Here is a 12,024-nt window from a genome sequence, read left to right as displayed (position 1 = left end):
GGTCAGGAGTTCTTCGGGAACCCCAGGTTCACCCCCGCGTGCGAGGTGTCCGGCCAACGGGACGTGACCACCTTCGTCCGCGTGAAGAAGTGGAATCCCTCCGGTCCGTAAGCGTGCGTGTCGCCGAACAGAGAGTCCTTCCAGCCGCCGAAGGAGTAGTACCCGACGGGCACCGGGATGGGCACGTTGACGCCCACCATGCCGACCTCGACCTCGTTCTGGAACCGGCGCGCCGCGCGTCCGTCGCCGGTGAAGACAGCGGTTCCGTTGCCGTACGGGTTGGCGTTGATGAGCGCGAGGGCGTCGTCGAAGCTCGTCGTCCGCGCGACGGACAGCACGGGGCCGAAGATTTCGTCGGTGTACACCGACATACTGGGCGTGACGCGGTCGAAAAGCGTGGGGCCGAGCCAGAATCCTTCGTTCGCGCCGTCCGCTTCCACGCCTCGGCCGTCCAGCACGAGTTCCGCGCCTTCGGCCACTCCGGCGTCCACATAGGACGAAACCCGCTCGTGGTGCGCCCGGGTGACCAGCGGCCCCATCTCCGACGACGGTTTGCGTCCGTCTCCGACGCGCAGTTTCCGCATCCGTTCCACGATTTTGGCGACCAGCTCGTCCGCGACCGGCTCGACCGCGACCACCACCGACACCGCCATGCACCGCTCCCCCGCGGACCCGAAACCAGCCGATACTGCGGCGTCCGCGGCCAGGTCGAGGTCGGCGTCCGGCAGCACGATCATGTGGTTCTTCGCCCCGCCGAGCGCCTGGACGCGTTTGCCGTGGCTGGTGCCGGTTTCGTAGACGTAGCGCGCGATCGGAGTGGAGCCGACGAAGGAGATCGCCTTGACGTCCGGGTGCGCGAGAAGTCCGTCGACCGCGACTTTGTCGCCCTGCAGCACGTTGAACGCGCCGGACGGCAGGCCTGCTTCAGCGAGAAGCTCCGCGATGAACAGCGCCGCGGACGGGTCCTTCTCGCTCGGCTTGAGCACGACGGTGTTGCCGCACGCCAGCGCGTTCGGCACGAACCAGAGCGGCACCATCGCCGGGAAGTTGAACGGCGAGATCACGCCGACCACGCCGAGCGGCTGCATGATCGAGTAGACGTCGACGCCGGTGGAGGCGTTCTCGCTGAACCCTCCCTTGAGCATTTGCGCCGCGCCGCACGCGTATTCGACGTTCTCGATCGCGCGCGCGACCTCGCCCGCGGCGTCCGATTCGACCTTGCCGTGCTCGCTCGTCACGATCTTCGCCAGCTCGTGTTTGCGGGCTTGAAGCAGCTCGCGGAACGCGAACAGCACCCGCGTGCGCCCGGCGAGCGAGGTGCCCCGCCAGCCTGGCAGCGCGGCGGTCGCGGCGGCTACCGCTTGGTCCACCTCGGCCGGTCCGGCGAAGTCCACCTGCGCGCTGACCTGGCCGGTCGCCGGGTCGTACACGTCGCCAGTGCGTCCGGCGCCGACGACCGGCTTGCCGTCGATCCAATGGCTGATGCGGTCGGTCACGACGTCCGCTCCTTCCGGTCGGGTGCCCACGAGTCTCCGGGCGAGGCGCCCGGCTCCGCCATCGACAACGTGTACGGACTACCCCTCTCCGCCGTACAGTCTGTGCCCTGCCGGCCAGCAAGGGGGGACCGATGTACCCGACCGTCGCCGAGGCGCTCGCGTTGCCGGTGCTGCGCCAGGGGTGTCCGCGCGTGGTCGCGGGCAGCACCGGGCTCGAACGGCGGGTCCGCTGGGCGCACGCGGCCGAGGTCGCCGACATCGCGCACCTGCTGCGCGGCGGGGAACTCGTGCTCACCACGGGGGTCGCGCTCCCGGACGACGACGCGACGCTGAGCCGATACGTCGCTGACCTCGCCGAAGTGGGTGTCGCGGGCTTGGTCGTCGAGCTGGTGCGGCACTGGAACGACCGGCTTCCGCGCGCCCTTGTCACGGCGGCCGAGCAGCGCGGATTGCCGCTGGTGACGCTGTCTCGCGAGACCCGCTACGTCGCGGTGACCGAGGCAGTGAACGGCATGATCGTGGACGCGCAGCTCGCCGAGCTCCGAGCGGCGGAGCGGGTGCACGAAACGTTCACATCGCTGACCGTCGCCGGCGCCGAGCCCGCCGCGGTGCTGGCCGAGGTAGCGCGGCTGACCGAACAGCCGGTCGTGCTGGAAACGCTGGAACACGAAGTCCTCGCCTACGACACGGCGGGCACCGATCCGGGCGAATTGCTGATCGGCTGGCCCGCCCGGTCGCGAGTGGTGCAGGTCGGCGAGCGCACCGGCTACCACTCGGCGGCGGGCTGGCTGGTCACCGTGGTCGGCGCGCGCGGCCACGACTGGGGTCGGCTGGTGCTCGTGTGCGCCGAGCCGCCGCCGCATCGGTACCAGGTGGTCGCCGAACGAGCCGCGTCCGCACTCGCGGTGCACCGTCTCGTCGCGCGCGACTCCGACACCCTCGAACGGCAAGCGCACCGTGCGGTGTTGACCGAGCTGCTGAATTCCCCTGCGCCGACCGCTGAGATCCTCGCACGCTCTTCTGCACTCGCCGTGCCCCTGACCGGACGACAGCTGGTCGGCCTCGCGGTACGGCCGCGCATCACCGCGACTACGCGTCCGACACTGTCCACGCCGCCACTGTTGCGCGAACTCGCCGAAGCGACCGCGCTCGCGACGCGCCGAGCGAAGGTGTCTGCGCTGGTCTCGACAGACGAGACTGCCGTACGCGCGCTTCTTGCGCTCTCGCCGGAAGCCAACGCCGACGCCGTACTCCAGCGCCTAGCCACCGACATCCACGACGCGCGCGCTTCCGCGCCAGCCGCGCTCGGCGTAGGCACGACGGTCACCGGACCCGCTGAGGCACAACGCACTTTGGTCGAAGCCGCGCACGTCGCTGCCGCTGCGCTCGACGAGGACGACGGGCAACCGTTGCACCGTCTCAAGGATGTTCGGCTACGCGGCCTGCTGCATCTTCTCGCCGACGACGAGCGCGTACACGCCTTCGCCGCGCGAGAGCTGGGCCCGCTCCTCGAACGCGACGCTGCTTCCGGCAGTCGCCTAGTCCCAGCGCTGCGGCACTACTGCGCGCACGGCGGCAACAAATCCGCCGCGGCTGTCGCCGCCCACACCTCGCGGACGGCGTACTACCAGCAACTCGCCCGCATCGAACAGGTGCTGGGAGTGCGACTGGAAGACCCGGAGTCGATGTTGTCGCTGTACGTGGCATTGCTCGCGCACGACCTCAGCGCTGCCACCCGTCCGAGCGAGGAAAACCCACCCGGACGAGGAGCACAGTGATCGGGTTCGCGGCGCCGATATCCCTCGTATGGTGTTCTCTTCCTTCGCTCCGGTCGCAGCCGCCCTGATCGGTTTCGGCGGCCTGGCCGCACCGCACGTCCCGGAGTCGGTGCTGCAGCTGACCATGCACGAGACCTCCGGGCGCGTCACGAGTGCGTCCCTGACCTGCGACCCCACCGGCGGCACGCACCGCCACCGCGACACCGCCTGCGCGACCCTCACGGCGGTCGACGGCGATTTCGCGCGCATCGCCCCGCACCGGCAGAAGTGCACGATGATCTACTCCCCGGTGGACGTCACGGCCCTGGGCACCTGGCGCGGCACACGGGTGACGTACCGGGCGACGTACCCGAACAAGTGCGCGGCGGACAGCCAGTCGAACGGGGTGTTCGCGCTTTAGGCCCGGCGGCGGCAATCGGTTCCGGCGGTCCCGGAACCGATTGCCGCGGCGAACAATTCGGTGGGACGACGCCGCGGGTCTCCGTAGGCTGCGTCGTCGTGATGACCCCCACGACCCTGCGCGAACTGTACTTCGCGGTGCACAGCTACACCGGCCCGGCGCTGTTCTCCGACGTGCTTTCGCCGTGGCTCGACGAGTTCGCCGTCGCCGCGCGCGAGATGCTCGCCCCGCTGGCGGTCTGCGGAGAATGGCAGCGGACGGAGTACGTGTGGGGCGATCTGCTCGAGCAAGCGTATGCGCTCAGCCGGATCAGCGATCTCCTGTTGCTGGGCTTCCAGTCCGGTCTCCCGGACGGAGCCGAAACGCCGTGGGCGCACCGATTGCACCTGCCCGAGCACGACGTGCGCGTCACCGCGGGCGAGTACGTCGGCTTTTTCTCGGCGCTGGGCATGCGACGGGTGGACGTCGCGCGGTTCGATCCGTTCTTTCACGAGATCGCGGCCGTCGACCAGAGCGATGATCCGGACACGCCGATCGAGATCACCGGCGAACAGTGGCCGTGCCTCATGCTCGGCGAGATGCTGTTCGGCCGGGCCGGCGTAGCCGTGCGGGCCGGGGAACGCCGTGCGACGGCCGGGATCGCGGACCGGTCGGCGCTGGAGGATTCGTTCCTCCGCCGCCACCGGCCGACCAGCGACGGATCGCTCGGCTGGGGGCACAATTCGCAATGGAAGACCGACTTCCGCCGCGACTACCTGACCGCGGACGCCTACCGGTTCAACGTCGACGCGAACGCGGACATCGACCAGCGAAGCCCGTTCGGTGACGAGGACCTGACCCCGGCGGAGCGCCGCGACCTGGTGCGCCATCGCTGCGCGATGCGCCGCTCCGAGCATCTCCCGGACGAGAATCCCGACGAAAACCCCCTCGCCGACTGGCGGCTGACCGTGCCCCGGAGCTGAACCCCGTCATTCGCACGGGGCCTGGGACCGGACGATCTCCCGCGCCTGCGAACGGCTCAAATTCCAGGCAGGCCAAGCGTCGTCGGCGATCGGGCGCAGCAGGCAAGCCGCGTCGGGGCGGCGGGCCGCGACGACCGGGGCCACGTCGGCGGAGAAGCGGCTCAGGTAGCGGACGTCGAGCGGCTTGCCCTGCGCCGCCCGGTCCAGGTTGGCGGTCGCGATCGCTGCCTCCGGGTTCGCGGCGGCCAGTCCCAGCAGCGCCAGCGCGGCGGTCGCGATCGCCGCGCGGGGCAGCCAGTTCGCGCGGAGGGTGCCGAGCGTCGCGCCGATCAGGACGAACACCACTCCCAGCCAGATCTCGCACACCTCCACCAGCAAGCGCAGCACGGTGAATCCGTAGGCCTGCTGGTAAGTCCACATGCGACTCAAGGCGGACAGCACCACGACCAGGCTCAGCACAGTCAGCGCACCGAGCAGCGCCCGCAAGACCGCCCGGTCGGCGCTGGTGGCTTTCGGGGCCCAGCGCAGGGCCGCAGCGAGGATGCCGAGGGTCAGCACCGTGCAGGCGCAGAGTTGCCAGAAACCGCCGCGTGCGTAGTCCGCCGAGGTGAGGCCGTCGGTGCGGAGAACGTAGTCCGTGCCGCCGAAAAGGGCGGTCGCTTGCACCCCGACGTACGCGGTGAACAGCACCGACAAAGTGCCCAGCAAGGACGTCCACGACAGCCGGTCGCCGACCGTGGTTCTCCGGTTTTCCCGTTCGGGCAAGGGATCCGCGGAGATGAGGAAGACGGCTGCCATCGCCGCGAAACCCACTCCGAACACGAGCGCGGTTCGGACGGCCGAGCTGGGACGCACTTCCGGGACGAGGTCGCCGACGAACTGCGCGAAGCGGGGGTCCGCGCTGATCAGCAACGGCAGGAACACGACCAGGACCAGGCCGGACAACAGCACCGCGCCGAGCACTCGGCCTTGTTGCCGACCGGGGCGGGGACTCCGGCGGAGCAGCCACGGCACCGCGCGGAACGCTTCGAGCGGGACGGCGAGAGCGTCGTACGTCGTGCCGTGCACCGTCCGCTTCCCGACGACGGCGAGCGACGCCACGACTGCCGCCGCGAGCCCGCACAACACGAACAGCCACTCGGCCGCCCGCAGGGCTCCTACCGCGAGCAGCGCGGTCGCCAGCAGCGCCCAACCGGCTTGCCGCCACCGCCTCGCGTTTCCTTCTCGCGTCCCGGACAGCCTCGTGCGCGTCAAAAGCACCGCGGCGGCGATCAGCAACGCCAGCACCCAGCCGATCCCGGGCCGGTCCACCGGCACGACGACCGCTCCTGCGACCGCGACTGCCAGCGCGGCCAGTTTCGCCCCGACGGGCACCGCTGTTTCGGCCCGCTCGAACAACGGCCTCGGCCCCGGCTGCCGGACGACGCGCACCGCCCACGGCGGAACGGCATGCGCGGGGTGATTCTGGACCTGCTCGGACATGGAACCTCTCTTCGCGATAGCAAATAGCAGTGCGCGCGGCGGCTGCGGGGAGCCTCGGCGACGCGATGGGGGACTTCTCGGCAACGGAGGCGCGCGGCGATACTCATTCCGCCGACAGGCCCAAAGGTCCGTGAGGGTTTCCCTCACGGAATCAGATTCCCTCAGAGCCCCCTCACGGACCGCAGCGGGAAAGCAACCCGCCGTCAAGCGGGCAGTGTCACCCGGATCCGGCACCCCGGCCCGCCGCCGCCAGCAGCGAGACCTCCGCTGGAGACCGGCTCGGGATCGACCACCGCGACGGTCCCGCCGTGCAGTTCCACCACCCACCGCGCGATCGCCAGCCCCAGCCCGGTCCCGCCGCCCCCGGCGCGTTCTCCCCGGGTGAACCGCTCGAACACCCGGTCCCGGTCGGGTTCCGGGATCCCCGGCCCCTGGTCGTGCACCTCGATCCGCGCTTCCCCCGGCTCGACCCGCGCCAGCACCGCCACTTCTCCGCCGGCCGGGCCGTGCCTGGCGGCGTTCTCCAGCAGGTTCAGCACCACCTGGTAAATCCGCTCCCGGTCGGCGGACACCGTCGCGCCGGACGGCGTCACCGAGACCGCGAACCGGACTCCCCGGCCCGCCGCCGCGGCCATCGCTTCCGCCTCCGCCGCGACCTCGGCGAGCAGGTCTTCGAGGTCGACCGGCGAGAGGTCCAGCGGCAGCGTTCCGGCGTCGATCTGCGACAGGTCCAGCAGTTCGGCGACCAGCCGCCCCAGGCGTTCGGTCTGGTGCAAGGCCGTGCGGAGCGTCGCGGGATCCGGCGAGGCGACGCCGTCCACCAGGTTCTCCAGCACGGCGTTCAGCGCGGTGATCGGCGTCCGGAGCTCGTGCGAGACGTTCGCGATCAGTTCGCGGCGCTGCCGGTCCGCGGTGGACAGGTCGGCGGCCATCTGGTTGAACGCCGCGGCCAGCGAGCCGACCTCGTCGCGGGCGGTGGCGCGGATCCGGCGCGTGTAATCGCCTTTCGCCATCGCCCGCGCGGCCGCCGTCATCTCGCGCAGCGGCCTGGTCATGCCGTGCGCCAGGATCTGCGACGTCAGCAACGCGATCGCCACCGCGGTCACCGTCGTCCGCGGCGGCAGCCAGCCGATCTGGTAGCGGAAGAACGCGAACGCGATCCCGCCGGACGCGACCATCAGGATCGCCAGTTTCAGCTTGATCGACCGGATCCCGTCCAGCGGCCTCGGCAGGAAATCGACGGCCTTCGCGACGAACGGCTTCACGCGGGAACCTCCAGCGCGTACCCGACCCCGTGCACCGTCCGGATCAGGTCGGCCCCGAGCTTGCGCCGCAACGCCTTGATGTGGCTGTCGACCGCCCTCGTACCCGCTCCGGTCGCCTGCACGTCCCAGTCCCACACCTCGCTCAGCAGCCGTTCCCGCGGCTGCACCGCACGCGGACGGCGCGCGAAATGCACCAGGAGATCGAATTCGATCGGCGTCAGCTGGGCGGGTTCGCCCCCTCGGCGAACCCGGCGTTCCGCGATGTCGATCTCCAGGTCTCCCAGCACGATCCGCTCCTCCGCCGCGGCCGACGAGCGCTCCACCCGCCGCAGCAGCGCCTGGATCCGCGCGGACAGCACGCGCATCGAGAACGGCTTCGTGAGGTAGTCGTCCGCGCCGACGCCGAGGCCCACCAGCAGGTCGGTCTCGTCGGCGCGGGCGGTGAGCATGAGCACCGGCACCGGACGGCGCGCCTGGATCCGGCGGCACACCTCGAGACCGTCGAAACCGGGCAGCATCACGTCGAGAACCACCAGGTCGGGACTGGTCGCCGCCTCCGCCGCGACCGCACCGGGACCGTCGTGCGCGACCGTCACGGAGAACCCTTCCGCGCTCAGCCGGGCATCGATCGACGCGGCGATGGTGAGGTCGTCCTCGACGACCAGCACCCGTCTTCCCCCGTTGTCCATGCCGCCGACTTTAAGCAATCGCCGTGGAGGCCGTCCGGGCGAGATGTGGAGATCCGGTGGAGATGTTTCCGCCGTTTTGCCCGGACGTCACGAGCAGGTTGTGACGCAGGTCATGCACCCCGGCGCGGTTCGGCGCAATCGACAGACTGCGCCAAGGGCGGCCGAACAGTGAACAGTCTGTCTCTGCCCCCGGCCCCCGCCCGGCGCGCAGGATTCCGCAATGGAGCCGACGACACGTGAGCACAGCCGGGTGGACCTCGGCGACGTGCGGGCGCTGCGAGGCAGCCGGTTCTTCAACGACGAACTGGCCCCGGTCCCGGTCGAGAAGCGGACCTGGACGACCTACAACTATTTCGCGCTCTGGATGGGGATGGCGCACAACATCCCTTCGTACGCACTGGCCGCGTCGCTCATCGCGCTCGGCATGAACTGGCTGCAAGCGCTGATCACGATCACCGTCGGCAACCTGATCGTGCTCGCGCCGATGCTGCTCAACAGCCACGCCGGCACCAAATACGGCATCCCGTTCCCGGTCTTCGCCCGCGCGTTCTACGGCCTGCGCGGCGCGAACCTCGCCGCGCTGCTGCGCGCGTTCATCGCCTGCGGCTGGTTCGGCATCCAGACCTGGGTGGGCGGCGAGGCGATCTACGTGATCGTCGGGCGCCTGGCCGGGTCCGGCTGGCGCGATTCGGCGGTGATCGCCGGGCAGCACTGGACGATGTGGCTGTCGTTCGCGGTGTTCTGGCTGTTGCAGATGCTGATCATCTGGCGCGGCATGGAGGCGGTCCGCAAGTTCGAGAACTGGACCGCGCCGCTGGTGTCGGTCGGGTTCCTGATCCTGCTCGGCTACGTGCTGGTGAAGGCGGGCGGCCTCGGCCCGATCCTGCACGACAGCGGGAAGCTCGGCTGGGGGCCGGGATTCTGGAAGGTGTTCGCGCCGTCGCTGATGGCGATGATCGCGTTCTGGTCGACGCTGTCGCTGAACATGCCGGACTTCACCCGCTTCGGCGGCAGCCAGCGCAAGCAGATGCGCGGGCAGATCCTCGGGCTGCCGACGACGATGACCTTCATCGCGATCGTCGCCATCCTCACCACGTCCGGCGGGCACGTGCTCTACGGGCAGGACATCTGGGACCCGGCGCAGCTGGCGGACAAGTTCTCCAGCCCGGTCGTGGTGGTCGTCGCGCTGATCGCGCTCGTGCTGGCGACGATCTCGGCCAACCTGGCGGCGAACGTCGTCAGCCCGTCCTACGATTTCTCCAACGCCTTCCCGAAGCGGATCACCTTCGCGCTCGGCGGACTGATCACCGGCGTGATCGGCGTCCTGATCCAGCCGTGGCGGCTCTACTCCGACCCGGACATCTACATTTTCGCCTGGCTCGGCTTCTACGGCGGCCTGCTCGGCGCGGTCGCCGGAGTGCTCGTCGCCGGGTACTGGGTGGTCAAGCGGACCCGGCTGAAGCTGGCCGACCTGTACCTGCCCAGCGGGCAGTACTGGTTCACCGCGGGCTGGCACTGGCGCGCGCTCGTCGCGACCCTGATCGGCGCGGTGCTCGCGGTCGGCGGGGCCTACGGCGGGCCGTTCCCGGCGGACGGGCTCATTCCGTTCCTGAAACCTTTGTACGACTACAACTGGGCAATGGGTTTCGTCGGCGCGTTCGTCGGCTACATCCTGCTCAGCCTTCCTGTGAACGCGCACCGGAACGAGGAGGAAACCAGTGTCTGACACGGTCCGAGCCGGCTTGATCCAGCAGCGGTGGACGGGCGACAAGGAGTCGATGATCGCGAACGCGGTCGACGCCATCGGCAAGGCGGCTTCGCAAGGCGCGCAAGTGGTGTGCCTTCAGGAACTGTTCTACGGCCCGTATTTCTGCCAGGTGCAGGACGCGGACTTCTATTCCTACACCGAGGCTATTCCGGACGGCCCCACCACGAAGCTCATGCAGGAGGTCGCCGAACGGCACGGCGTGGTGCTCGTGGTGCCGATGTACGAACAGGAACAGCCGGGCGTCTACTACAACACCGCGGCGGTGATCGACGCCGACGGGAAATACCTCGGAATGCACCGCAAGAACCACATTCCGCAGGTGAAGGGCTTCTGGGAGAAGTTCTACTTCAAGCCGGGCAACCTCGGCTATCCGGTCTTCGACACCGCGGTCGGCCGGATCGGCGTGTACATCTGCTACGAACGGCACTTCCCCGAAGGCTGGCGCGCGCTCGGGCTGGCCGGGGCGCAGATCGTGTTCAACCCGTCGGCGACGAGCCGCGGGCTGTCGGAATACCTGTGGCGGCTGGAGCAGCCCGCGGCCGCGGTGGCGAACGAATACTACGTGGGCACGATCAACCGGGTCGGCGTGGAACCGCTGGGCGACAACGACTTCTACGGCCAATCGTACTTTGTGGACCCGCGCGGCCAGCTCGTCGGCGAGGCGGCGTCGGACACCGAGGAGGAGATCGTGGTCCGCGATCTGGACATGGGCAGGCTCGCCGAGGTCCGCGATCTGTGGCAGTTCTACCGCGACCGCCGCCCGGACAGCTACGGCCCGCTCGCGGAGGCCTGATGACGACCCTTATCCGAGGCGGGCAAGTAGTTTCGCCGTCCGGCGCGGTCACCGCCGACGTGCTGGTGGACGGCGAAACCATCGCGGCGGTAGGCGCGCCCGGCACGCTCGCCGGCGACGAAACGATCGACGCGACCGGGAAGTACGTGCTGCCCGGCGGAATCGACGCGCACACGCACATGGAAATGCCGTTCGGCGGCACGCATTCGGTCGATTCCTTCGAAACCGGCACCATCGCCGCCGCATGGGGCGGCACGACGACGATCATCGACTTCGCCGTGCAGGCCAAGGGAACTTCCCTGTTGTCCACTCTGGACAAGTGGCATGCCAAAGCGGACGGCAACTGCGCGATCGACTACGGGTTCCACATGATCGTGTCGGACGTCAACGACTCCTCGCTCAAGGAAATGCGCGCGTGCGTCGACGGCGGGGTCGGCAGTTTCAAGATGTTCATGGCCTACCCCGGCGTTTTCTATTCCACCGACGGGGAAATCCTGCGCGCCATGCAGCAGGCGCGCGAGATCGGCGCGACGATCATGATGCACGCGGAAAACGGCATCGCGATCGACGAACTGGCCGCACAGGCGGTCGCCGCCGGGAACACCGATCCGGTGCAGCACGGCCTGACCCGGCCGCCCGAACTGGAAGGCGAGGCGACCTCACGGGCGATCCGGCTCGCTCAGGTGACCGGATCCCCGCTGTACATCGTGCATTTGTCGGCCGCGCAGGCGCTCGCCGCGGTCGCCGAGGCGCGGGACAACGGGCAGAACGTCTTCGCCGAAACCTGTCCGCAGTATCTGTATCTGTCCATTGAGGACCTGGCGAAACCCGATTTCGAGGGCGCCAAGTTCGTCGCTTCGCCGCCGCTGCGGGAAAAATCGCACCAGGCGGACCTGTGGCGCGGGCTGCGCACGAACGACCTGTCCGTGGTTTCCACCGACCATTGCCCGTTCTGCTTCAAGGATCAGAAGGAACTGGGGCGCGGCGACTTCCGGGCGATCCCGAACGGGATTCCGGGCGTCGAGCACCGGATGGACCTGCTGCACCAGGGTGTGGTCGCGGGCGAGATCTCGCTGGGCCGCTGGGTCGAGACGTGTTCGGCGACGCCCGCGCGGATGTTCGGGCTGTACCCGCGCAAGGGCGTGATCGCGGCGGGCTCGGACGCGGACATCGTGGTGTACGACCCCGCGGCGACCCAGACCCTGTCCGCGGCTACGCATCACATGAATGTGGATTACTCGGCGTACGAGGGGTTTTCGCTCACTGGAAAAGTCCACACTGTACTGTCGCGCGGTCGCGTCGTGGTCTCGCCGGACGGATTCCACGGCAGCCCCGGGCACGGCAAGTTCCTGTCCCGTGAACTCAATCAGTACCTGAATTGAGGGCCGCCT

General features: G+C 69.3%; 10 protein-coding genes. 6 read left to right on the top strand and 4 right to left on the bottom strand.

Annotation, left to right across the window (positions count from 1 at the left end):
- Window positions 1–2: 2 nt before the first annotated feature.
- On the bottom strand, window positions 3–1,496 hold the full coding sequence (locus H4281_RS29795) for a CoA-acylating methylmalonate-semialdehyde dehydrogenase (protein ID WP_182894216.1): 1,494 nt from the start codon (window positions 1,494–1,496) through the stop codon (window positions 3–5).
- A gap of 131 nt (window positions 1,497–1,627) precedes the next feature.
- Here H4281_RS29795 and H4281_RS29790 point away from each other — a divergent pair, with 131 nt between their 5' ends.
- The 3 genes from H4281_RS29790 to H4281_RS29780 all read left to right on the top strand — a co-directional run bounded on the left by H4281_RS29790 (window position 1,628) and on the right by H4281_RS29780 (window position 4,636).
- Complete coding sequence (locus H4281_RS29790) at window positions 1,628–3,274, top strand: PucR family transcriptional regulator (RefSeq protein WP_182894215.1); 1,647 nt, start codon at window positions 1,628–1,630, stop codon at window positions 3,272–3,274.
- A gap of 28 nt (window positions 3,275–3,302) precedes the next feature.
- A complete protein-coding gene (locus tag H4281_RS29785) occupies window positions 3,303–3,674 on the top strand; it encodes an SSI family serine proteinase inhibitor (protein WP_182894214.1) in 372 nt (123 codons plus the stop codon).
- Between the two features lie 101 nt (window positions 3,675–3,775).
- Window positions 3,776–4,636 (top strand): hypothetical protein, encoded by an 861-nt coding sequence (locus H4281_RS29780; RefSeq protein ID WP_220508004.1) that lies wholly within the window; start codon window positions 3,776–3,778, stop codon window positions 4,634–4,636.
- Between the two features lie 6 nt (window positions 4,637–4,642).
- Here H4281_RS29780 and H4281_RS29775 read toward each other — a convergent pair whose 3' ends face one another.
- The 3 genes from H4281_RS29775 to H4281_RS29765 form a co-directional block, all read right to left on the bottom strand.
- Complete coding sequence (locus tag H4281_RS29775) at window positions 4,643–6,118, bottom strand: DUF4153 domain-containing protein (RefSeq protein ID WP_182894212.1); 1,476 nt, start codon at window positions 6,116–6,118, stop codon at window positions 4,643–4,645.
- Window positions 6,119–6,321: 203 nt separating this feature from the next.
- A complete protein-coding gene (locus tag H4281_RS29770; protein ID WP_182894211.1) occupies window positions 6,322–7,383 on the bottom strand; it encodes a HAMP domain-containing sensor histidine kinase in 1,062 nt (353 codons plus the stop codon).
- Entirely contained in the window at window positions 7,380–8,051 is a 672-nt protein-coding gene (locus tag H4281_RS29765; protein ID WP_370648219.1) for a response regulator, read from the bottom strand. Before H4281_RS29765 ends, H4281_RS29770 begins: the two co-directional genes overlap by 4 nt.
- A 241-nt stretch (window positions 8,052–8,292) precedes the next feature.
- Here H4281_RS29765 and H4281_RS29760 point away from each other — a divergent pair, with 241 nt between their 5' ends.
- Genes H4281_RS29760 through hydA form a run of 3 tightly spaced genes read left to right on the top strand, consistent with a single transcriptional unit; the run spans window position 8,293 to window position 12,015 of the window.
- A complete protein-coding gene (locus tag H4281_RS29760) occupies window positions 8,293–9,798 on the top strand; it encodes an NCS1 family nucleobase:cation symporter-1 (RefSeq protein ID WP_182894209.1) in 1,506 nt (501 codons plus the stop codon).
- Window positions 9,791–10,633 (top strand): nitrilase-related carbon-nitrogen hydrolase, encoded by an 843-nt coding sequence (locus tag H4281_RS29755; RefSeq protein ID WP_037813646.1) that lies wholly within the window; start codon window positions 9,791–9,793, stop codon window positions 10,631–10,633. Before H4281_RS29760 ends, H4281_RS29755 begins: the two co-directional genes overlap by 8 nt.
- Window positions 10,633–12,015: a dihydropyrimidinase gene (hydA, locus tag H4281_RS29750; RefSeq protein WP_182894208.1), complete on the top strand. Its 1,383-nt coding sequence runs from the start codon at window positions 10,633–10,635 to the stop codon at window positions 12,013–12,015. Before H4281_RS29755 ends, hydA begins: the two co-directional genes overlap by 1 nt.
- Window positions 12,016–12,024: the final 9 nt, after the last annotated feature.

It is taken from the genome of Amycolatopsis dendrobii (genome assembly GCF_014145675.1).
In the GTDB taxonomy this organism is placed as follows: domain Bacteria; phylum Actinomycetota; class Actinomycetes; order Mycobacteriales; family Pseudonocardiaceae; genus Amycolatopsis; species Amycolatopsis dendrobii.
This window is presented reverse-complemented; position numbering and strand designations above follow the sequence as displayed.